Genomic DNA, 21,457 nt, shown 5'->3' on the forward strand with positions numbered 1-21,457 from the left:
CCGAAGTGCTGGATTTTTTTCGTTGTAGCTAATACTGATTCAGAACTTGATAAAAACGGCTGGATTAAGCGGTTTTGATATCTGCACTCTCAAGCTTTGCTTCTGCTGCCTTACAAGCAGCAGCGGTAAAGATAACGTCTGTAGAACTGTTAAGAGCGGTCTCTGCTGAATCCTGAATAACACCAATGATGAAGCCAACAGCAACAACCTGCATCGCCACATCGTTCGGGATACCAAACAGGCTACATGCTAGAGGGATCAGCAATAGTGAACCACCTGCCACACCAGAGGCACCACACGCAGAAACTGCAGCAACCACACTCAATAGCACAGCGGTTGCAACATCAACGTCAATACCCATAGTGTGTACTGCAGCCAATGTCAGAACCGTAATGGTAATTGCAGCACCAGCCATGTTGATAGTTGCACCTAGAGGGATCGACACAGAGTATGTATCTTCGTGCAAATCCATATCTTTACATAGCTGCATGTTTACAGGGATGTTAGCCGCTGAGCTACGGGTGAAGAATGCGGTGATACCACTTTCGCGGATACAGCGTAGAACTAGCGGGTATGGGTTTTCTTTGGTTTTCACAAAAACAATGATTGGGTTAACCACAAATGCGATAACTGCCATTGAGCCTAGGAGTACCGCTAGTAGGTGGCCGTAACCAAATAGGGCATCAAAACCGGTTTCTGCAAACGTGTTAGCAACTAGACCGAAAATACCAATTGGCGCCAGGCGAATAACAAAGCGAACAATCAGGGTAATGCCGTTTGATACATCGTGGAATACCTGCTTGGTTGCATCACTGGCTTGGTGAAGGGCGAAGCCAAGCGCAATTGCCCATGCAAGAATACCGATAAAGTTACCTGTCATCAGGGCGTTAACTGGGTTATCAACAATCTTGAATAGCAAAGTATTAAGTACTTCGGTAATACCTTCTGGCGGTGTTGCGCCAGTTGCACCGGTAACTAGAGTTAGAGTGGTAGGGAAAAGGAAACTCATGGTTACAGCGGTTAGTGATGCCATCAGGGTACCGAATAGGTACAACACGATGATTGGTTTCATGTTGGTATGCGCGCCTTTCTTCTGGTTGGCAATAGAAGAAGCGACAAGAATGAAGACCAAAATCGGAGCAACAGCCTTAAGGGCGCTGACGAACAAGCCGCCTAAGAAACCAACTTTGACAGCTGAAGCGGGTGAAAATAGTGCGAGGACAACACCGGCGATAATACCAACTAGTATTTGTACCACCAGGCTTCCATTCGCGACTCGGGCTAAAAAGGGTTGTGTTTGATTCATATTACATCCTGCATATTTATAGTTTTGACGCTAAGCATTAAATCTTGCCTGCGACACATTTTGTAACAGGAATTTTGGCACATTTCCATAGTCTATTAAAGAAACTTTTGGTTCACACAAAATTAACAGTATATTTCTGCTAAAATTGAAGCCTTTAATTCTATTCGTTTAGCTGAAGCGGGTTGTTAAACAAGGAAGCCGTAAGACAGGCTGGAATGTTAAAAAGCCCACCAGAAGGTGGGCTTTGTTAGCGATAAAGTGCTGTTATCTAGGAGTTATTGGCTCAAGTGCACTTGACTTCACATTTGCACCTGTAACGGTTGTTTTATTCAACCTTTGCATAACAGCCAGTGCATTCTGCTTATCTTTGTCACTAACTTGGTGTTTGTTTTTGCTGTAGTGGCACTGCATAACGTGCTGTATGGCTTCGTCCAACTCTTGGGTTAGCGGGTGATTAGGGTGCTGTTTTAGCCATTGTTGATAATAGCTTTGCAGCTGAACCGGTTGGTTTTTCCCCAGAGCATCTCTCATCCCTTCAATAGGTGTAAGCTGTTGTTGCTTTGCGACTTTGTTAGATGGTTGAAATTGTTGTCTGGGCTTTTTCTTTTCAAGGAGCCACAGCACTAATGTCACCAACCAAAGTATGGCAAGGCATAAGGAAAGCCAAGGCCACCATCCACTGTCTTTGACAATTTCTGTCTGAACATTCGTTACCTCAGGCTCAACGTTGTCTGATTGCAAGGCTTGAGGCGGCAAGAATGCCTGTGAAGTTGGATCCCCCGGCAGTACCGATAATGTTAAGCCATCGATCTTGCTGGTTTCTTGCTGGGATGTTTCAGTATTCCACCAATTAATGGATAGCTCGGGTAGGGTGATTTCCCCCGATTGGCGTGGGATGATGACTTGCTTGATAGTCATGAAAGTGAAATCGTCATCACTGCCATAGACAGGGTTTTCGTCATAAACTCGCACAGAGTTCGGATACTGCAAATTCAGGTTGGGCAGGGTACTTTGTTCTGCATTTTTGATGCGTAAGGTGATAGTACGGCTAATGGGTTCGCCGACTTTAATTTCATTTACGTCAGGTTGCCATTGCTGTTCAAGCTCTAGTGCTTCCGTTGGCAGCCATAGTCCTTTGTAATCAGAAGGTTTGGCCAGTACCGAGAGCGTCATATCATCGGCTTGTTGTTCAAATGGGATCTGCAAAGTAGAGCCAAAACCACGGTTACCTTTAATCAAGTTACCGGTAAATTTGGCACCACGAAGTAGGATATCGCCTGACTTATTGGCAGTGATTTGGTAGTCACGGGTAATGATCAGGTAGCGACGACCATTCAGGACAGTTTCGACCTGTCGGTCTTCACCAAGTTGTTTCACATTTAGACCGTCACCAGAAGGTGCCTGCAGCGCAGCTTGGCTCATTTGCTCACCAATGCGGATCCTTACTGTGTAGCGAATACTTTCGCCGACATAAAGCTGATCTTTATTACTTTCCGCATCAATTCGAATTTCTGGCTTGGATGCACTCGTTGTCGACTTGTTTGCTGATTTCATCACCGTCATGGTAATCGGATCAGTCATACTGGCACCGATACGAAAGCTCGGGATGGTAAACTCCCCGACTTCTTTGGCGGCAACGGCAATTTTCCATTCGGTTTGCCGAGTGACCACGCCATTGACAAAGCTAGTGCCACTACTGACTGATGGGGAGCCGTAATTGAAATCATCGTCGAGTACACTGAGGTCAAGTGCATTGGTGTTGACGTTATCATCGACGCTAATCGTTAGTTGGAATACCTCATTAACGCCAACGATATTTTTGGAAACCGTTGCGACGGCTTGGGCAGCGTATGAAGACACTGAAAACGTGAGTAGCCATCCTAAAAATAGTATTTTCAGCCAGTGACTGCCCACATTAGGTGTACGTTGAAAGCTAAACATATTATTACTAATCATATATTTACCAAGAATTATCTGTTGCTTCAGGTGCCTGCTTCTCTCGAGCTTGTAAAATAAGCTGAGCACGTATCAAGGCGCTGGTATCATTCGGCACCTGCTCTAATTTCTTCAGAACTGGATCACTGGCTGTCACGCTCTCTTGCGTTTCCTGACCCTGAGGGTTGGTTACAGCATTGGCATTGTTGTCATCGTCTTGATCACCATTGTTATTTTCAGCTTGAGCTGATTGTGCCGGCGATTGTTCCTCTGATTGTTGCTGCTCTCCAGAAGTTTGAGCCTGTTGTTGGTTCTGTTCGCCATTGGGCTGGCTTTGAGCTGGCTCTGACTGCTGATCGCTTTGCTGTTGTCCATTTTGCGGGTCACCTTGAGATTGCTGACCCTGCGGCTGAGATGGGTTAGATTGGTTTTGATCTCGGCTTTGGTCAGAATCAGAATTATCGCCTGATTGTTCCTTTTGCTGATCTTGATGACTGTTTTGCGGCTGGTTTTGTCCACCCTGAGATGAGTTATCTTGGGATTGCTGTTGCCCCTGAGATTGATCCTGCCCTTGTCCTGATTGCTGATCGTTTTGTTGCTGGCCATCTTGCTGCTGGCTTTGTTCCTGCTGTTGGTTTTCTTGTTGTTGCTTCTCTTGCTGTTGCTTTAGGGCTTGGACTAAAGACAAGTTTTTCTTGGCATCTTGATGCTCTGGGTTATTTTCCAGAATCGATTGATACAGAGATTCAGCTTGGTCTAAATCGCCACTTTGTGCATAGGCATTGGCAAGGTTGTATTGTGATTGTTCATCAGAGAGGGGAGTGAGTGTTTCTATCGCCCCTTGATAATCACCAGCCTTATATTGCGCGGCACCACGCCACTGTGGCGAAGAAAATTGCCCTGCAGCTTCAGTGAAATTTTCCTGCTCGAATAACTCATAGCCCAAACCGTCGTTATTGGTAAACGGTGAAGACCATGACGCAGCAAATGCGTGATCAACCGGGGTTAGGACCAAGACAGCGGCGATAACAACGCCACGGCGGAAACCGAGTAGTGCAAGCAAAGCGATAGGGATCAATAGCCAGAAACCACCATTGATACGCTCTTCAAGCTCTTTGCTCGCATCGTTATTGTTATTGCTGACAGGTTTCTCTGTTGCTTTGATCAGTGCTTCGATATCAAAATCGGTCGGCTGTGACAGTTGGAAAATCCCCCCTGTTGCGCGTGCAAGTTCACGCAAAGGTGCGACTTCAAGTTTATCGATCACTGTTTTGCCATTGCTATTGGTCAACAGTGTCCCGTCCGGCAGCCTGATGGGGGCTCCATCTGTAGTCCCAACACCTAAGACAGAAAGGCGGTATTGATTCTCACCCAGAAGCTTTTTGCTATCACGGCTTTCTTTTTGGCTGAGGCCATCTGTGATCAAGATGATATCGCCTTGCTGGTGGCCAGCTTGCTTGAGTAAGTTGATGGCTTCTTGGATACCTGCCGCTGCATTGCTTCCCTGTATCGGCATGATTTCAGGGGAGAGGTGGGGGATAAGGTTCGCTAACGTCGAACTGTCTTTGGTTAAAGGGCTGACAATATAGCCATCCGCTGCATACGTGACTAAGCCTGTGCTTCCCTCTTTCCAACCGGGTAGAAGGTCAAGAGCCTTGAAGCGGGCTTGGCTGAGACGATTTGGCACAATGTCATCGGCATACATGGAACGAGACATATCCATGACCAAGACCCGAGCCCCTGAGAGGCTAAAAGCAGGGATCGGAGACTTTTGCCAGCTTGGACCTGCAAGTGCAACAACAGCAAGAGTCCACAGAATCCCAAGAGCAGGTAAAGCTGCCCTAGTCTGAGTTTTTGCAGATAGCCCCAGCTTTTCAGCCAGATGTGGTGCAATAAGCCCGTGCTTATGTTTCTTCTTCGCTAACCAAGGCAAGATCATTAGCAATGGGAGCAAAGCGATTAGCCAATATGGATATAGGAATGTAAAACTAACCATTACGCTTTCTCATAACAACGATAACGATTGACAACAACAGAGCTAGAGCCAAAGGGAACCGGAAAAGCTCCTGTCGAGGCCGCCAAGTTTGCTGGGCGGTATTGATAGGTTCTAGTTGGTCAATCATCTGATAAATTTGTTCTAATTCTTGCGGGTTACGCGCACGGAAGTATTGCCCGCCGGTCATTTCTGCAATGCGGGTTAACATCCTCTCATCGAGATCGTGGGAAGGGTTAACCGTGCGGGTAGAAAAGAAGGTACGCTGTTCCATCTCTTCAGCACCGACACCGACGGTATATATAGTCACATCACTGCGAGCGGCAAGCTCAGCAGCTTCCAGTGGCTCAATCACACCAGCGGTATTGGCACCGTCACTTAGCAAAACAATCACTCTCTGCGGCGCTTCACTATCAATGAAGGTCTTGGTTGCAATACCCAGTCCTTCACCAATAGCGGTACTTTGGCCGATAAGCCCTAATACGGTCCGGTCTAGTTGTTGCTGGACGGTATTCCGGTCAAAGGTTAGAGGTGTTTGAAGATAGGCGTGGTTGGCAAACAAAACCAGTCCGAGACGATCGCCACTACGCTTGCCGATAAATTGATGCAGTACATCTTTAACAGCTTGTAGACGATCAATAGCTTCCCCGTCTTCGGTGATCATGTCTTTGATCGACATAGATCCTGACAAGTCAACCGCGAGCATCATATCTCGGTGATCTGGGTTGATCTCTATTGGATCGCCATACCAGACCGGTCGAGAAAGTGCCCCTATCAAACATATCCATGCTGCAGCCATGAATATGATTAGCCATCGGCTGACTTTGGCTTTTTGTCCTAGTCCATCGGGCAATTTAGGTAGCCTGATAGCCGAGGGCTGAGCTTTGGTTTTACTAAGGAAATAAACGGCAGCAGGTAAAGGGAGAAACAAATAAGCCCAGAGCCAAGTAAATTCAAACATTACCAGACTCCTTGGACACATCCGGTAGGGTATGGAATTTGGCTTTGCGGATCCATTTCCTGGCTTGTTGGTAACACATTGCAAATTGTTCTTTTTCTAATGGTACAGGGGAGAAAAGCCCTTTCTGCCAAATCTCGGATAAGCGTGTAAAGCCTTGATCTTTTGGCGCTAGGTGCTGATCGAGGAAAGACAGCCATGATTGACCGGTCAAACCTGCAACGTATTCTCGGGAATGGTATGACATGGCCACCTGACGCAAAAGCAAGTTAACCTGATTAAAACTCTCGGGAGATTTCAAACACGCCAACTGTTGTAGGGCTTCTCGACGAGCAAGGTTGTAGCTTTGATGTTTTTTGAACACCAGCACCAAATAAGTTATCAAAATTACAGCGAGCAAGATGGCGACCCACCATCCCCATGCAAGCGGCCAAACGCCTGGAGCATCAGGGAGGTGAATATCAGCAAGTGGAAGTGTCGGTAATGTTGTTGCTTCAGCCATTTGCCCCTCCTTTATAAGGTTTGAAACCAGATTGCCCTAATTGCTCCATTAAGGTTTGGGCTGCAGACAAGTGGTGTAATGGGATAGCTAAGCTCTTGCACATTTCCTGAATAAATTGCTGATGCTGCTCATACTGCAGGTTTAGGCTGTCACGGGTACTCTTAGCTGAAAAATCGAGCCAAGTTGCTTGCTGATCATCGGTGACAAACTCAATGCCATTGAATGAAGTTTGCCCCAACTCTAATGGATCAAAGAGTTGTACGAACTGAAGCCGGTTGTGTTGACGGAGTTGGCTTAAACGTCGCTTGTCTTTTTCCTTCAATTGATAAAAGTCACTGAGCACGACAATCTCACTGCCTTTGGGGCAAAGGTGATGTAGGTGCTTCAAGGCATCTGAAAAGTTAAGGCGATTGCCATCGAATTGGTTGCTGTCAGATTCTTGATGGGCAGCAATGATAGCGTTGATGACCGTTAATGGTCCTTGTTGACGAGCCGTGGGCTTACACTCATAGAGACGGTTTCCGTTAAACACAATGGCCCCAATCCGGTCTTGCTCACTGACGGCAAGCCAACTCAGTAAACTCGAAAAATGGGCCGCTTGGACCGATTTCAACAAGAGTTGGGTGCCAAACTTCATGCTGGGACTGACATCTATAAGCAGCATGACCGGCTGCTCACGCTCTTCGGTGAACAGCTTGGTATGGGTTTTTCCGGTTCGTGCTGTAACGCGCCAGTCAATGGCGCGAATATCATCCCCGGCTTGGTAAGGACGGACTTCGGCAAAGTTCATTCCCCGACCTTTGTGGCGGCTTTGGTGCTGGCCATTGAGTTGTGACCAGACACTTTGCGCAGGGGGTAACCATCGTACTGACTGGTTTTTATAGTGCAGTAATTCAGCCAGACAGAGGTTAACGCCATCACTGTGAGCAGGAAGTGCTGGGGTTAAATCCTGTGTGTTCATGCGCAAGCAACCTGTGAAACTAACTGCTCGATAATGGTATCAGGGGCGACAGCTTCAGCTTGGGCCTCATAGCTTAGAAGCAAGCGGTGGCGCAACACGGGGTAGGCCATAAGCTGGACATCTTCAGGGGTGACAAAGTCTCGTCCGTTTAGCCACGCATGGGCGCGTGCACAGCGGTCAAGGGCAAGTGTTGCACGCGGGCTTACTCCCATTTGTAACCAACTAGCAAGTTGCTCGCTGTATTTGTATGGGTGGCGTGTCGCCATGATCAAGCGAATGATGTACTGCTCAACTTCTTCGGCCATGTGGATATTGAGCACTTCTTTACGGGCCGCAAAGATATCTTGCTGAGAGATCTGTACCTGATCATCTGCAGTGATACCTAATGCTTCACCCCTATTGAGGCGTAAAATTTCCAACTCGCTAGATTCGTCAGGGTATTCAACATTGAGTTGTAACAGGAAGCGATCCAATTGGGCTTCTGGAAGCGGGTAGGTACCTTCCTGCTCGATAGGGTTTTGGGTCGCCATAACCAAAAACAACTCTGGCAGTTGGTAGGTCTTACGCCCTGCAGTGATTTGCTTTTCAGCCATGGCTTCTAGCATGGCGGCTTGAACTTTTGCCGGTGCCCGGTTGATTTCATCGGCGAGCAACAAGGCATTGAAGATTGGCCCTGGCTGGAAAGTGAAATCCCCCGTTTCTGGGCGGAAAATGTCTGTACCGGTTAAATCGGCAGGTAATAGGTCAGGGGTAAACTGAATGCGGTGGAAATTCCCCTCAATGCTGTCAGACAGCACTTTTACAGCACGAGTTTTTGCTAGCCCTGGAGGACCTTCTACCAAAATATGGCCGTCAGCAAGCAGGGCGATCATTAACTGTTTAACAAGATTCGGTTGACCGATGACCTGAGTATTCAGGTGAGATTGAAGGCGTTGGAAAGTCGTTGTCAACATGGATTGCTATTTTCCTTAAATGAAACAGTCAAATATGAAAATTAAGACTCAATTTGATGGCGTAAGTTCAGCACCTTTGTGTAGTTGGTGATTTTATAACCTCTTGTTTAACCCTTGAAACAGGTCATACCTCTGTAATTTGGTGACTATGACTGCACTTTGTTAGTGCGCTTCTGCACTAACGGAAGTCAAAAAACAGCTTTCATCTCATTCTAGACCATTGTTTTTACTTATATAAAACTTGGCACTTATTGTGCTTATATGTATTAACATTGTTAATACATTCATTTGTTAATCCTGACTTTGCAAATAAGCGTGATTCTATGCGGGAATATTGGTACGACCATTGATGCTCTGTGTTGATATTGCTATGAGCATGTGTTCTTATAATATTTGTGCAATGTAAAAGTCACCCAAGTGTCTTTTTCACTCGCTAGGATGCAACAAGATTAAAAATAAGGCTGAGAAACAGCCTACGTTGGTTAGTGGTCCTTATTGATAAAACAATTATAAGTTTTTGATTTTAGGGATGGTAAGTCATCATAAAGATGGAATGGAGTCTTCTGTAATGAGTAAAAAAGCATTAGTAACTGGTGCAAAAGGTGGTATTGGTTCAGCGATCACTAAAGGATTAGTTGATGCGGGTTTTCGTGTGATTGCCACATATTTCCCAAGCGGTGAAGCCAAAGCTAAAGAATGGTTTAAAGAGAATAATTATTCAGAAGAGCAGGTTCGTTTGTTCCCGCTAGATGTTACAGATGCTGATTATTGTGCAGAAGCATTGGCAACATTGTTGCAAGAGGAAGGTAACATTGACGTGCTTGTCAATAACGCTGGTATTACACGTGATACAACGTTTAAGCGTATGTCTAAAGAGCAGTGGGGTGATGTAATCACGACAAACTTGAACAGTTTGTTTAACGTGACTCAGCCGCTTTTTGCATCAATGTGCGAACACGGTAATTCACGCGTAATCAATATTTCCTCAGTAAATGGTCTTAAAGGTCAATTCGGTCAGGCGAACTACTCCGCTGCGAAGGCAGGGATGATCGGCTTCACCAAAGCACTGGCTGCCGAAGGTGCACGCTCAGGTGTTACTGTTAATGCCATTGCCCCAGGTTACACCGGTACACCAATGGTAGAAGCAATTAAGCCAGAAGTACTAGATAGCATTAAAGCTGAGATCCCAATGAAGCGTCTTGCTGCTCCTGCTGAAGTTGCAGCAGCGGTCACTTTCTTGGCGAGCGATGCTGCTGCTTACATCACAGGCGAAACACTGTCTGTGAATGGCGGCTTGTACATGCACTAATGGTTTAATTTCTGAATTTCGAAAGGACGCAAAAAATCATGTCAAAAGTATATATCGTTGCGGCTAAACGTACGCCTATCGGTAGTTTCAATGGTGCGCTGAAATCAGTTCCTGCTTCACAACTAGCTGCTGTGGCAATTAAAGCCGCACTGGAAGAAGCGAAGGTTGACCCAGCAAACCTTGATGAAGTTATTCTTGGTAATGTTGTTGGTGCTGGACAAGGTATGGGTCCTGGTCGTCAGGCTGCTATCTATGCCGGCGTCCCTCAGGAAGTACCAGCGTACAGCCTTAACATGGTATGTGGTTCGGGTATGAAAGCGGTAATGGATGCTGCTGCTCATATCAAGGCCGGTGATGCTGAACTTGTTGTCGCTGCTGGTGCAGAAAACATGTCACAGATTCCATTCTGTGCACCAGCCACAATCCGTGATGGTCAGAAAATGGGCTCACTAAGCCTGGATGATCTTCTTATCTCTGACGGTCTAACCGATGTCTTCAATAAGTACCACATGGGTGTAACAGCTGAAAATGTTGTTGCCAAAGTGGGCCTTAATCGCGAACAACAAGACAACTTTGCACTTGCAAGCCAGCAAAAAGCAGTGGCTGCTATCGAACAAGGCAAGTTCGCAGGTGAAATTGCACCTGTAGAAGTGACTGTTCGAAGAAAAACCAGTGTTGTAGATACCGATGAGTATCCAAAGGCGGACGCAAGTATTGAAGGTTTGGCGAAACTTCGCCCGGCATTCAAGAAAGAAGGTGGCTCTGTTACAGCAGGTAATGCGTCAGGTATCAATGATGGTGCAAGTGCAATTATCGTTGCTTCAGAAGCTGCTGTTGAAAAATATGGCCTAACTCCGCTAGCAGAAATCGAGAGCTATGCCCAAGCGGGTATTGCTCCAGAGGTGATGGGCTTAGGTCCGGTCCCTGCTGTGGTTAAAGCACTAGATAAAGCAGAACTCAATATCGCTGATGTTGGCCTGTTTGAATTCAACGAAGCCTTTGCGGGTCAGGCACTAGGTGTACTACATGAGTTGGCCGACGAGCTTGGATCTCCAGTTGAAGATCTGGCCGAGCGTTCCAACGTAAATGGTGGTGCGATTGCACTGGGCCACCCACTGGGTGCTTCAGGTAACCGTATTATTGTCAGCCTTCTTCACGAAATGCGCCGTCGCGGCACAGAGCATGGCCTTGCCACGTTGTGTGTTGGTGGTGGTATGGGTACAGCAATTGTACTGAAGAGCGTCTAATTCAATTGTAAAGCTAACCAGTACCTGTATTCATCATGGCACAGGTACTCAATCATTCTTTTAATGAAGGAAACAAGCTATGTATACGGAAATGTTTAAATCTTTCTCTGAGCAGACTGAAAAATCACTTGCACCATACGTTAAGTTCAACAAGCTGTTCACTAAGAACGTTGAAGATCTAACTGAGCTTCAGCTTGCCGCTGTTCGCGCTTACAGCGACCTTGGCCTATCTCAGCTTAAAGCTGTTAGCGAAGTAAAAGACGTTCAGTCATTTGCTGCTTACAACAGCCAGCAGCTAGAAACATTGACTAAGCTTTCTCAGCAGCTAATCGATGACAGCAACAAGTTCACTGCAATTGCTCAGTCTTTCAAGTCTGAAGTTGAAGAGCTAGTGGCTGAAAACGTAAAGCAAGTTACTCCAGCTTAATCAAAATGACCACTCTGCCGCCCCCGCTCCGGGGCGGCATTTTTAGTCCAAAATTAGAGGTCATTGGCATGAACCAGAACTTTTTTTCGGACTACTTTGCCAAGCTCCAAGAAATGAACCAGATGTGGTGGAAGGAGCTGGATTCAGGCAAGGCAGCCATGAATACCCCCCTTAATAAAGCGCTCAATGAAGTTAGCTTGGAAGATACGACCAAGTTCATCGAAAAAGCATCAGCGCAGCCAGCCGTCATTGCCGAATTGCAAATGGACTGGTGGGAAAACCAAATGAAGATTTGGCAAAATGTCGTCATGAAAAGTGGCGATACGTCAGATTTTATTCAGCCCGAAAAAGATGATAAGCGCTTCACGGACCCTGCATGGGAAAATGAGGCGTTTTACAACTATATCAAGCAATCTTATTTGCTGTTTAGCAATAAGATGAAAGAGTCCATCGAGTCGATTGAAGGGCTTGATGAGAAGTCGAAAGAGCGTTTGGGCTTCTTTTCGCGTCAGGCGATCAATGCATTGTCGCCGACCAACTTTATCACCACCAACCCTGAGCTGGCGAAGCTGACGGTTGAGAGTAATGGTGAAAACCTGATCAAAGGGATGGAGTTGCTTCAGCAAGACATGCAGTCGAGTGCCGATGTGTTGAAAATCCGCATGACCAATGATGCGGCTTTCCAGCTAGGTGAGAATGTAGCAAACACCGCCGGTGATGTTGTCTACAAAAACCACCTGTTCGAGTTGATTCAATACAAGCCACTGACTGAAAAAGTCAACGCGACACCGCTTTTGATCGTGCCGCCGTTTATCAACAAGTACTATATCTTGGATCTTCGCGAGAAGAATTCCATGGTGCGCTGGCTGGTCGAGCAGGGGCATACAGTATTTATGATGTCTTGGCGTAACCCAGATGCCAGCATGTACGATGTTGATTTCGACAACTACGTTGTTGATGGCGTGGTTAAAGCCGTTGATGTAATTGAAGACATCACTGGTGAGAAGCAAATCAATGCGGCGGGTTACTGCATTGGCGGTACACTACTCGCAACGGCATTAGCTTACTATTCGGCTAAGCGTATGCGCAGCCGTATTAAGTCGGCGACATTCTTTACTACGTTGTTGGATTTCTCCCAACCGGGAGAAATTGGTGCCTACATCAATGATCCGATCATCTCGGCCATTGAGGCGCAGAACGAAGCGAAAGGGTATATGGATGGCCGCTCTTTGAGCGTCACGTTCAGCCTGCTGCGTGAAAACAGCCTGTACTGGAACTACTACATTAACAATTACCTGAAAGGTAACAGCCCGATCGATTTCGATCTGCTGTACTGGAATGGTGATAGTACCAATGTAGCGGTAGCGTGTCACAGCACATTGCTGCGCCAGTTCTACTTGGAAAACCGTCTTGTTGATCCGAAAGGGTTCAAAGTGGGTGGTGTGTATATTGATCTGGCGAAGATCAAGATCCCTACTTACTTTATCTCAACTCAAGAAGATCATATTGCGTTGTGGCAGGGTACTTACCGTGGTGCACGTAAACTTGGCGGTAAGTCCACATTTGTACTGGGCGAGTCTGGCCATATTGCCGGCATTGTTAACCACCCGGCTAAGAACAAGTACGGCTTCTGGACTAACGATAAGGCTTCGGCCGAACCTGAAACATGGTTGAAAGGGGCTAAACGCCAAGAAGGTTCTTGGTGGGGCCACTGGAACGAGTGGATGGCAGGCTTTGAAGAGGCTGAGGTGGTTGATGCACGCTCTGCAGGTAGTGATAACTTCCCAGTTAAGTGCGCTGCACCAGGTGACTATGTCATGCAAAAGTTGCCAATTGAAGTCTCTAACGTGTTGCAAGGCCAACCGGAAGAAGCTTAATTCAGCAATATTTCTATGAGTGAAGCCAACGCTTATGCGTTGGCTTTTTTCTTTGTGCGGTTGTGCCGGAACATGCTCCGAAATTGGCTAGGTGTCATCCGCTTTTGTTGTTTGAATTGACGGTTAAAGTTAGACAAATTGGCAAAACCTGTCTGCTCAGCAATGAGTGCAATAGGTAATTCGGTATTAATGATTTTCTCGCAAGCTTTTCCTATTCGGTAGCGCTTGAGATGGTCGGCAAAACTTTCCATAAAGTGACGTTCAAACAGGCGGTAAACAGAACTTTCGCTCATGTGAAGCTCATTGCAAATCTCTATAATCTTTATCTGCCTTTGATAGTTTTTTTCAATATAACATTGAAGCTTCTTTAAACGGCTTAGCTGACTACTGCCATCATCAGGCAAGTGATAGCTGTAGCTGCTTGATGTGAGTGACTGTGCATAATCATCTTCGGCAAGGCAAAGTAAGATATTTACAATATGATTAAATTGACGAGCAGGGGAGAGTTGCTGGGTTTCTCGGAGTAACTTTGAGACTTGTTCGGCACATTGCTGGCTGAACTTGATTCCATTTTTTGAGCGTTTGAGCGTTTGAGCGTATTGTTTAGTAGCTGCAGTGCGGGTTCTGCTTGGATGAGTTTTTCAATCCACCTAGGATCAAACCAAAGAATATGGTTACTGACCGGCATATCTTTCTTGGCATGAACATAACCTGACATCATATGGGGCAACCCTGGCCCATATAGAACCAATGTATTGTGAGCTTGTTCGTAGCAGTGATCGCCACTGACTGCAGTGCATTGAACGGCTCCCCCTGGATCATGGCACAGGACCAACTCATATTCGTGATGGTAATGCCAATCGCACTTCAGCTCATAAGACTCTTCTAAAGAGAGATAGTGTTCCAATCGCCATGTCGTATTACTGTCTGGATTGATTTTTTCTATGTAGGGCTTCATTGATTTCGGTGCCTTATCCTGAGCAGAACAAGCTAACTAATATAATGCACTCATAACGTCACACCATTGTGAATGAATAGTATTAGGAAATGGAGGAAGGATACAACATCAAGTAGATAGCCGCTGTAGACTTGTTGTGAATTAAGTCACACTCTTGCTTAAGGTTTTCGAATGTTAATCAATCGCCCCATTATATGCTTTGTCGCGACAACTTTTTTCTCTGGTTTAGGTGGTGCTTTTCTATTTCCTCTCACGACCTTGTATCTGGTAGAAGCATTGCAAGCAACACCATTTAAGATCAGCTTGTACTTAGTTTGTAGTGTCCTAAGTGCCATTGTGGTTTCCCAGCGCATGGCTTTTTACTCCGATAACGGCACAAGTCGTCAAAGGCTCATCATAGTGGCATTCGTTTGCTATATCGTTACTGCCTTCTTCTTTGCTTGGAATAGGGAATATTGGCACGCTTTGGTTGTCGTCGTCACGATTACGAGTATTAGCAGCGCGGCCTTTCCCCAAGTATTTGCCATGGGGCGGGAGTACGCTGATGAGCATTTGGGTGAGAAGGGAACACTTTTTCTTAATACTATGCGCGCAAGTATTGCGTTGGCTTGGGTATGCGGCCCGCCAATGGCTTTCATGGCGCAATCAAAGTATGGGTTCACGTTAACTTTTTTGTTGGCAGCAATGTGCGGAATAGTGACTTTGTTTATTGTATTGACTTTGCCCAGCAGCCAAAAAACTCAAGCTAAGGGTTATGATGCCCAAGAATCATCAGAGCGGTCGTTCCAACCCTGGTATCGTCAAGTATCGGTGTTAGTGTTCTTGGTGTCTTTAGTTTTGATGTTTCTTGCCAACAACCTCTACCTAACAACCATCCCTCTATACCTTACTCATGAACTCGATTATGGAAGTGGCCTGGTTGGAAATATGATGGGATTAGCAGCTTTGTTTGAAATTCCCATTATGCTGGGGATTGGGCTACTGACCGTTAAGTGGGGGCCTCACCGACTGTTAAATAACGGCGTAATGTTTGGCTGCTTGTTTTTTGCAGGTATGGCAATATTTAACACCGAATCGGCACTGCTAGCCTTACAGTTACTCAATGGTTTGTTTGTTGGCTCGATAGCGACACTGGGTATGGTTGTGTTGCAAGACATGATGAAAGGCCAAGTGGGAACAGCAACTACTTTGTTCTCTAATGCGATACAAGCTAGTTTGCTACTTGCTAGTTTAGCTATTGGTATTCTCGGTGAGTACTTTACTTACTATATGGCTTTGTGGGTGTGCTTTGCAGCGGTCGTTATTTCGCTGGCAATTCGCTTAGGGCAGGATATGTGGTTCAAACGAAATCATTCTTGCAAGAATGAGGGGTATGCGAGGGCGTGAACCCTTAATAAAGTAACACCGAGAGTCATTTATGAATGAGCTCTCGGTGTTGTTTCAGGCAAGAAGTGCCGATATTAAAGATCGCTTGGGATCGGCATTGCTCTCAAGTCTGGTGATATGATCAACTCTGCTTCTGTCGCTGCCTGTATTTCATCAATGGTGGTGCCCGGAGCCAGTTCGGTCAACATCATGCCTTGTTCGGTGATCTTGATGACCCCCATTTCAGTCACGATCAAATCGACCTGATTGGCTGCGGTGAGCGGCAGTGAGCAATGCTTGAGCAGTTTTGGTTTACCCTTGACGGTGTGTTCCATCGCAACGATAACCTTCTTGGCACCAACCACAAGATCCATCGCACCGCCCATACCCGGTACCATTTTGCCAGGAATGATCCAGTTAGCCAGGTTACCGAACTGGTCTACCTGCAATGCACCCAGTACCGTTGCATCTACGTGCCCACCACGGATGATGGTAAATGAATCCGCACTGTGGAAAGTACATGCGCCTGTTGTGGCGGTAATCGGTTGGCCACCGGCATTGACCAGGTCTTGGTCAATATTTGTCTCATCTGGCATTTCTCCGATGCCGATAAGACCATTTTCGGCTTGCAGTAGGATCTCGATATCTGATGAAGTCTCATTGGCTACCAGGCTTGGAAGGCCGATACCGAGGTTTACCACGTCACCATCATGGAGCTCTTGAGCCACGCGCCATGCAATCATGCGTCGGATCTGGTGCTTTTCTCGTTGAATTGTCATGGTTAGGCTCCTTGGTAAATGTGGTCAATGAACAGTCCTGGTGTGTGTACGGCTTCTGGAGCAATGTCACCAGCGTTGACCAAGCTTGCTGCTTCGATAATGACAGTCTCTGCGGCTGTGGCCATTAATGGGTTGAAGTTCTGGGTTGTGCCTTTGTAGACGGTGTTACCTTTGGTATCGACAACGGAGCCACGGATCAAAGCAAGATCTGCTCGTAGCGGTTTTTCCAGTAGGAAGTCTTTGCCATCGATTTGAATGACTTGCTTGGATTCAGCAACCAGTGTACCGAGGCCAGTAGGTGTCAAGACACCACCAAGGCCAGCCCCTGCAGCACGGATGCGCTCGGCCAATGTGCCTTGCGGTACGAGCTCAACATCCAGCTCGCCACTATTCATTTGGGCACCGGTTTCTGGGTTGGTGCCAATATGAGAGGCATACAGCTTGCCGATACGCTTGGCTTTAATTAGACGGCCAGATCCTGACTCAGGTGTACCGGTGTCAGTAGTAATCAAGGTGATATTTTTAATTCCTGACTCAAGGATGATATCAATCAGTCCTTCAGGTGCCCCGTTGGCCATAAAGCCACCGATCATGATGGTCATATCATCGCGCAGTAGGTTGGCGATCTCGCTGGCAGTAATAGATTTCTTCATCATTGGCTCCTATTTATTGGCCTGGCATCGACGGATAATCACGGCTGTGCCCATACCGCCACCGATACAGAGGGAGGCCAAGCCATAGGTTTGCTGTGAGCGTTCAAGTTGGTAAATCAATGTGGTCAGGATACGGTTGCCTGAAGCCCCCAGAGGATGACCAAGGGCGATTGCACCGCCATTTAAGTTAGTGCGGGATTCGAGCCAAGACCTATCCACACCGTGCTTTTCGCACAGTTCTTTCATTACACCTAATGCTTGGGCTGCAAACGCTTCATTAAGCTCGAAACATTCGATATCTGCCAGTGTCAGTTTGGCTTTGTCGAGGGCATTGGCAATAGCAGGCACAGGGCCGAGTCCCATTACTTTTGGCGAAAGGCCTGCTTGGCCGCAAGCGACGATCTCTGCCATTGGGGTGAGGTTATAGCGCTCAATAGCAGCCTTGGAAGCAAGGATAATGGCGGATGCGCCATCATTTATACCAGAAGCATTACCGGCAGTGACGGTACCATCTTTCTTAAAGGCGGTACGAAGGCTTTGTAGTTTTTCAAAAGTCGCATCGGCTTTTGGGTATTCATCAATGCTGACATTGTATTGCTGGCGGCGGTGGGAGACATTGACCGGTTCAATTTCATCGCTGAAGCCATGTTCTTGGATAGCTGCTGTCGCTTTCTGCTGGCTGGAAAGGGCAAATTGGTCTTGCTCTTCACGGCTTAGTTCGTGAAGTTCGGCAATGTTCTCTGCGGTGATCCCCATGTGGTATTGGTTGAACACGTCGGTTAGGCCATCTTTGATAATTGAGTCATCAAGGGTCAGTTGGCCCATCTTTACGCCATCACGCAGTGGGTTTGCAGAAATGAAAGGTGCTTGCGACATACTTTCCATTCCACAGGCGATAACAATCTCAGCCTCACCGGCTCGAATATGGCTGACACCATCCATCACGGTTTTCATGCCAGAGCCACAGATCATATTCAGGGTATAAGCAGGTACGGTTTCAGGAATGCCTGCTAATACCGCTGCTTGTCTGCCAGGGCCCATGCCGATACCGGCGCTTAGGACATTACCTGCAATTACCTCATCAACCAGGCTTGGATCGAGATGACATTGCTCTAAGGCCCCTTTGATGGCGGTAGCTCCCAACTGAGGTGCAGAGACTGGGGCGAGGGCACCATTGAAGCTGCCGATAGGGGTGCGCTTTGCGGCAACAATGTATACAGATTCCATACAACTTCCTGTTTCAGTGTGATTTGTTATCAACAGTGTATGGGCGGGAGGCTTGAGGGTGTTATAGGCATAGATTCAAATCTGATTTGCGAAAATGCAAAAATAAGATGCGCGCTTGGTCACGCCATTTCGACTACAGAGTGATTAGTCTGGCTGTAATTTAATTTTATTCAGTTAATGGATCACTTGAGGGTGGAACTATGAGTTATTCAATTGCATGTGCACCTTGCTGTTGGGGTGTTGAATCTTCCGATAATCCACATAACCCAAATTGGATGACAGTGTTGTCAGAGGCAAGGCTGGGTGGTTTTACCGGAACAGAGTTGGGGCCTTACGGTTTTTTGCCACTCGATGCCGATACGGTAAACACAGCGCTGTATGTCAAAGAGCTGGAAATCTGTGCGGGTACCATTTTCGAGCCTCTGTCCGAATCTGGTAACTATGAAGACATCATCAATAAAACCAAACGCTTGTGTGGGTTACTGCAAAAAATTGGTTGTGAAAAGCTGGTGATCATCGATTGTGTCAATGACATCAGAAGCCGCTATGCCGGCATGCCAGAGCAAGCACCAAGACTAGATGCTGTGCGCTGGGCACAAATGATGGGCACCATCAGGGATATTGCCGAGATTGCCAAGCGCCATGATATCAGGGCTGTTGTCCATCCACATGCCGGCGGTTATATCGAGTACCGGGATGAGATTGATCGAATGCTGGCTGACTTGTCTGCTGACGAAGTTGGCCTATGCCTTGATACCGGCCACCTTTATTACGCAACCATGGATCCCGCCAAGAGCTTGGTTGAATATGCAGAACGATTGGAATATGTCCACTTCAAAGACGTAAACCAACAGCGTTTGCAGCAAGCCATCGAGAAGCAGGTAGGCTTTTGGCAAGCCTGTGCCGACGGTGTGATGTGCCCGCTGGGTGAAGGTGCGGTCGATTATGACCAAGTAGCCCATGCTTTGGAATCCATTGGTTACCATGGCTGGATCACCATTGAACAAGAGCGGGATCCGCGTCATTCAGACACTACGTTACCCGATATTAAGAAAAGCCGTCAGTTCTTGGTTGAAAAAGGCTTCATTTAACCCGTAGGTAGTCTGCAAAAGAATATTGTTTAGTAGTTTGTCATGTAGAGGATGTCATTATGGCAATGAAGATAGCGTGCGCACCTTGCTCATGGGGAGTAGAAAATTCAGAGCAAGGCGGAAACCCTAGCTGGGCGAAAGTGTTGGTGGAAGCCCGTGAAGCGGGGTACGAAGGGATTGAACTTGGGCCCGTTGGATACTTTCCTGAAGATCCGGCAATTCTTGCGAGCTCTCTGCGAGTAAGAGGAATGAAAGTTTGCGCTGGTAACCTTCATGGTGATTTCAGTAGCCCGGATTCCAAACAGGAAATACTTGTCAAAGCACGCCGGGTGATTGATTTACTCAGCGCCATAGGGGTTGGTAAGCTAATAATCATGGATCGCGCCAATACTGCAAGAGATGCCTATGTCGGGCACGGTGTGATTGCACCAAGGCTTAAGCAGGAACAGTTGCAGGCAATGATATCAACTATCTCAGAAGTGGCAGAGATGGCTGCAGAAAAAGGTGTACGAACCTTGCTTCATCCTAGTTCGGGGGGCTTTGTCGCGTTTTCCGATGAGATCGCTTCGGTGTTGAGTGCTATTCCTGCAGAACGTTTAGGTTTGTGCTTGGACATTGGCCATTTGTTTATCGATGGGATGAAACCTGAAGAGTTTATTCGTCGTTATGCCATGCGTCTGGAACACCTGCATGTCAAAGATGTCGACGGCCAGCAGTTACATAACGCAATGCGCGATCGCTGTGGCATGACCAATGCGTTCAGTAAAGGGCTCACTCGTCCGCTAGGTGAGGGAAGTATCAACTTTTCTAATGTCTTCAAGGTATTGAAGGATATTGATTATCAGGGTTGGATTGTCGTCGAGCAAGAGCGGGCGGTCACTCAGTTGGAACATGTTAAGGTGGATATGGCGAAAAGCCGTGGTTATCTTGCTGAACATTGTATGTAAGGTTTGAAATGATAGTTACCGATCCTTGGTTTTATATCACTGCTGTACCTGCTGTATTGATTTATGGGATTGGTAAAGGCGGTTTGGGCGGGGCATTGGGGATCATTGCGGTCCCCCTGATGGCCCTTGTAGTATCGCCAACGCAAGCTGCCGCCATCTTGCTTCCCATACTGTGTGTGATGGACGCATTTGCGGTTAGGCAGCACTACCGCAGTGCTGACTATTCTGTTCTCAAGCAAATGCTGCCTGGTTCTTTATTAGGGGTGTTGTTAGCAGGGCTGTTCCTTAGCGTCACACCTGAAGCAGGACTCAAACTGCTGATTGGGGTGTTATCACTGCTGTTCTGTTTGCAATATGTGCTAAGTGGCAGTCAGCAAGATAAAAAGCCCGGTAAAGCCAGTGCATGGTGGTGGAGTAGTCTAGGTGGTTTCTCCAGTACTGCTATTCATGCCGGTGGTGGCCCAGCGAGTATCTATCTATTGCCACTGAGATTGGAAAAAGTGACTTTGATAGCCACGATGGCTGTGTTGTTCGGCATTATCAATCTGGCGAAGCTGATCCCATACAGTATGCTGGGAGAATTTGATACCACCAACCTAATGACGGCGATGGTGCTGATGCCACTCGCGCCCGTTGGCGTGTATATGGGCGTATGGTTGCTACATAGGGTGAGCCAAGATGTTGTATATAGGCTTTGCTATCTCTTCCTTTTCTTATCAGGAATGAAATTAGTATTTGATGTACTTTAGCTCCAACTCATGCTGATTAATATAAAGCCGTAGGGTAATAACTCTGCGGCTTTTTAATATTTCAACTATATTGGCTTTATAACCGCTCACGTAGTAACAAATATTTATCATTTTAACGATTGGTTTACATTCTCTTTGTTTGATTGATTATTATCCATATGGCGATGCATAGAGAAATAGGGGGTTATTCTTAAATCAGATTGTCTGAGGGTATTTATTC

The 21,457-nt window shown here is 46.8% G+C and carries 20 protein-coding genes; 8 read left to right on the plus strand and 12 right to left on the minus strand.

What is annotated here, in order from left to right; all coding sequences use genetic code 11:
• Positions 1-64 precede the first annotated feature (64 nt).
• The 7 genes from sstT to BIZ37_RS02315 form a co-directional block, all read right to left on the minus strand.
• Entirely contained in the window at positions 65-1,306 is a 1,242-nt protein-coding gene (gene sstT / locus BIZ37_RS02285) for a serine/threonine transporter SstT (RefSeq protein ID WP_187460133.1), read from the minus strand.
• A gap of 264 nt (positions 1,307-1,570) precedes the next feature.
• Entirely contained in the window at positions 1,571-3,166 is a 1,596-nt protein-coding gene (locus BIZ37_RS02290) for a BatD family protein (RefSeq protein WP_370577290.1), read from the minus strand.
• Positions 3,167-3,266: 100 nt separating this feature from the next.
• The gene (locus tag BIZ37_RS02295) at positions 3,267-5,237 is read right to left on the minus strand and encodes a VWA domain-containing protein (protein WP_187460135.1); all 1,971 of its coding nucleotides are present in this window, start codon (positions 5,235-5,237) and stop codon (positions 3,267-3,269) included.
• Entirely contained in the window at positions 5,230-6,195 is a 966-nt protein-coding gene (locus BIZ37_RS02300; protein WP_187460136.1) for a VWA domain-containing protein, read from the minus strand. The genes BIZ37_RS02295 and BIZ37_RS02300 overlap by 8 nt, the downstream gene beginning before the upstream one ends.
• A complete protein-coding gene (locus tag BIZ37_RS02305; RefSeq protein WP_107296917.1) occupies positions 6,188-6,694 on the minus strand; it encodes a DUF4381 domain-containing protein in 507 nt (168 codons plus the stop codon). The genes BIZ37_RS02300 and BIZ37_RS02305 overlap by 8 nt, the downstream gene beginning before the upstream one ends.
• Complete coding sequence (locus BIZ37_RS02310) at positions 6,687-7,655, minus strand: DUF58 domain-containing protein (RefSeq protein WP_187460137.1); 969 nt, start codon at positions 7,653-7,655, stop codon at positions 6,687-6,689. The genes BIZ37_RS02305 and BIZ37_RS02310 overlap by 8 nt, the downstream gene beginning before the upstream one ends.
• Positions 7,652-8,608: a MoxR family ATPase gene (locus tag BIZ37_RS02315; protein ID WP_187460138.1), complete on the minus strand. Its 957-nt coding sequence runs from the start codon at positions 8,606-8,608 to the stop codon at positions 7,652-7,654. The genes BIZ37_RS02310 and BIZ37_RS02315 overlap by 4 nt, the downstream gene beginning before the upstream one ends.
• A 568-nt stretch (positions 8,609-9,176) precedes the next feature.
• Between BIZ37_RS02315 and BIZ37_RS02320 the strand changes: the two genes are divergently transcribed.
• The 4 genes from BIZ37_RS02320 to phaC all read left to right on the plus strand — a co-directional run bounded on the left by BIZ37_RS02320 (position 9,177) and on the right by phaC (position 13,468).
• Positions 9,177-9,917, plus strand: a complete 741-nt coding sequence (locus tag BIZ37_RS02320) for an SDR family oxidoreductase (RefSeq protein ID WP_107296914.1) — start codon at positions 9,177-9,179, stop codon at positions 9,915-9,917.
• Positions 9,918-9,955: 38 nt separating this feature from the next.
• A complete protein-coding gene (locus BIZ37_RS02325) occupies positions 9,956-11,164 on the plus strand; it encodes an acetyl-CoA C-acetyltransferase (RefSeq protein WP_107296913.1) in 1,209 nt (402 codons plus the stop codon).
• A gap of 79 nt (positions 11,165-11,243) precedes the next feature.
• Complete coding sequence (locus BIZ37_RS02330; protein WP_107296912.1) at positions 11,244-11,591, plus strand: phasin family protein; 348 nt, start codon at positions 11,244-11,246, stop codon at positions 11,589-11,591.
• A gap of 68 nt (positions 11,592-11,659) precedes the next feature.
• A complete protein-coding gene (phaC, locus tag BIZ37_RS02335; protein WP_187460139.1) occupies positions 11,660-13,468 on the plus strand; it encodes a class I poly(R)-hydroxyalkanoic acid synthase in 1,809 nt (602 codons plus the stop codon).
• A gap of 32 nt (positions 13,469-13,500) precedes the next feature.
• Here the strand turns inward: phaC and BIZ37_RS02340 are convergent, their stop codons facing one another.
• Positions 13,501-13,872, minus strand: coding sequence for a helix-turn-helix domain-containing protein (locus tag BIZ37_RS02340; RefSeq protein WP_255526651.1), 372 nt, complete (start codon positions 13,870-13,872; stop codon positions 13,501-13,503).
• A gap of 68 nt (positions 13,873-13,940) precedes the next feature.
• Entirely contained in the window at positions 13,941-14,426 is a 486-nt protein-coding gene (locus BIZ37_RS02345; RefSeq protein WP_187460141.1) for a hypothetical protein, read from the minus strand.
• 171 nt (positions 14,427-14,597) lie between these two features.
• On the opposite strand from BIZ37_RS02345, the gene BIZ37_RS02350 reads away from it, so the two are divergent.
• A complete protein-coding gene (locus BIZ37_RS02350) occupies positions 14,598-15,812 on the plus strand; it encodes a sugar efflux transporter (RefSeq protein ID WP_187460142.1) in 1,215 nt (404 codons plus the stop codon).
• Between the two features lie 74 nt (positions 15,813-15,886).
• On the opposite strand, the gene BIZ37_RS02355 is transcribed toward BIZ37_RS02350, so the two are convergent.
• The 3 genes from BIZ37_RS02355 to BIZ37_RS02365 are packed head-to-tail and all read right to left on the minus strand — an operon-like array spanning position 15,887 to position 18,450.
• Positions 15,887-16,570 carry a 3-oxoacid CoA-transferase subunit B gene (locus tag BIZ37_RS02355; protein WP_187460143.1) on the minus strand — a complete coding sequence of 228 codons (684 nt, stop codon included), beginning with the start codon at positions 16,568-16,570 and terminating at the stop codon, positions 15,887-15,889.
• A gap of 2 nt (positions 16,571-16,572) precedes the next feature.
• Positions 16,573-17,223, minus strand: coding sequence for a CoA transferase subunit A (locus tag BIZ37_RS02360; RefSeq protein ID WP_107296909.1), 651 nt, complete (start codon positions 17,221-17,223; stop codon positions 16,573-16,575).
• A gap of 9 nt (positions 17,224-17,232) precedes the next feature.
• Positions 17,233-18,450 (minus strand): acetyl-CoA C-acetyltransferase, encoded by a 1,218-nt coding sequence (locus BIZ37_RS02365; RefSeq protein ID WP_187460144.1) that lies wholly within the window; start codon positions 18,448-18,450, stop codon positions 17,233-17,235.
• 200 nt (positions 18,451-18,650) lie between these two features.
• Between BIZ37_RS02365 and BIZ37_RS02370 the strand changes: the two genes are divergently transcribed.
• Genes BIZ37_RS02370 through BIZ37_RS02380 form a run of 3 tightly spaced genes read left to right on the plus strand, consistent with a single transcriptional unit; the run spans position 18,651 to position 21,237 of the window.
• Positions 18,651-19,541, plus strand: a complete 891-nt coding sequence (locus tag BIZ37_RS02370) for a TIM barrel protein (protein ID WP_187460145.1) — start codon at positions 18,651-18,653, stop codon at positions 19,539-19,541.
• A gap of 59 nt (positions 19,542-19,600) precedes the next feature.
• A complete protein-coding gene (locus BIZ37_RS02375) occupies positions 19,601-20,488 on the plus strand; it encodes a sugar phosphate isomerase/epimerase (protein WP_187460146.1) in 888 nt (295 codons plus the stop codon).
• An 8-nt stretch (positions 20,489-20,496) separates the two neighbouring features.
• Positions 20,497-21,237: a sulfite exporter TauE/SafE family protein gene (locus BIZ37_RS02380; RefSeq protein WP_187460147.1), complete on the plus strand. Its 741-nt coding sequence runs from the start codon at positions 20,497-20,499 to the stop codon at positions 21,235-21,237.
• The last annotated feature ends 220 nt before the right edge of the window (positions 21,238-21,457 follow it).

The organism is Photobacterium sp. BZF1, from assembly GCF_014349205.1.
GTDB lineage: Bacteria > Pseudomonadota > Gammaproteobacteria > Enterobacterales > Vibrionaceae > Photobacterium.

What these genes read in the sequence shown, in the direction of transcription:
- sstT (WP_187460133.1), bottom strand. Translation starts at nt 1,306, where the DNA reads ATGAATCAAACACAACCCTTTTTAGCCCGAGTCGCGAATGGAAGCCTG.
- BIZ37_RS02295 (WP_187460135.1), bottom strand. Translation starts at nt 5,237, where the DNA reads ATGGTTAGTTTTACATTCCTATATCCATATTGGCTAATCGCTTTGCTC.
- BIZ37_RS02300 (WP_187460136.1), bottom strand. Translation starts at nt 6,195, where the DNA reads ATGTTTGAATTTACTTGGCTCTGGGCTTATTTGTTTCTCCCTTTACCT.
- BIZ37_RS02305 (WP_107296917.1), bottom strand. Translation starts at nt 6,694, where the DNA reads ATGGCTGAAGCAACAACATTACCGACACTTCCACTTGCTGATATTCAC.
- BIZ37_RS02310 (WP_187460137.1), bottom strand. Translation starts at nt 7,655, where the DNA reads ATGAACACACAGGATTTAACCCCAGCACTTCCTGCTCACAGTGATGGC.
- BIZ37_RS02315 (WP_187460138.1), bottom strand. Translation starts at nt 8,608, where the DNA reads ATGTTGACAACGACTTTCCAACGCCTTCAATCTCACCTGAATACTCAG.
- BIZ37_RS02320 (WP_107296914.1), top strand. Translation starts at nt 9,177, where the DNA reads ATGAGTAAAAAAGCATTAGTAACTGGTGCAAAAGGTGGTATTGGTTCA.
- BIZ37_RS02325 (WP_107296913.1), top strand. Translation starts at nt 9,956, where the DNA reads ATGTCAAAAGTATATATCGTTGCGGCTAAACGTACGCCTATCGGTAGT.
- BIZ37_RS02330 (WP_107296912.1), top strand. Translation starts at nt 11,244, where the DNA reads ATGTATACGGAAATGTTTAAATCTTTCTCTGAGCAGACTGAAAAATCA.
- phaC (WP_187460139.1), top strand. Translation starts at nt 11,660, where the DNA reads ATGAACCAGAACTTTTTTTCGGACTACTTTGCCAAGCTCCAAGAAATG.
- BIZ37_RS02345 (WP_187460141.1), bottom strand. Translation starts at nt 14,426, where the DNA reads ATGAAGCCCTACATAGAAAAAATCAATCCAGACAGTAATACGACATGG.
- BIZ37_RS02350 (WP_187460142.1), top strand. Translation starts at nt 14,598, where the DNA reads ATGTTAATCAATCGCCCCATTATATGCTTTGTCGCGACAACTTTTTTC.
- BIZ37_RS02355 (WP_187460143.1), bottom strand. Translation starts at nt 16,570, where the DNA reads ATGACAATTCAACGAGAAAAGCACCAGATCCGACGCATGATTGCATGG.
- BIZ37_RS02360 (WP_107296909.1), bottom strand. Translation starts at nt 17,223, where the DNA reads ATGAAGAAATCTATTACTGCCAGCGAGATCGCCAACCTACTGCGCGAT.
- BIZ37_RS02365 (WP_187460144.1), bottom strand. Translation starts at nt 18,450, where the DNA reads ATGGAATCTGTATACATTGTTGCCGCAAAGCGCACCCCTATCGGCAGC.
- BIZ37_RS02370 (WP_187460145.1), top strand. Translation starts at nt 18,651, where the DNA reads ATGAGTTATTCAATTGCATGTGCACCTTGCTGTTGGGGTGTTGAATCT.
- BIZ37_RS02375 (WP_187460146.1), top strand. Translation starts at nt 19,601, where the DNA reads ATGGCAATGAAGATAGCGTGCGCACCTTGCTCATGGGGAGTAGAAAAT.
- BIZ37_RS02380 (WP_187460147.1), top strand. Translation starts at nt 20,497, where the DNA reads ATGATAGTTACCGATCCTTGGTTTTATATCACTGCTGTACCTGCTGTA.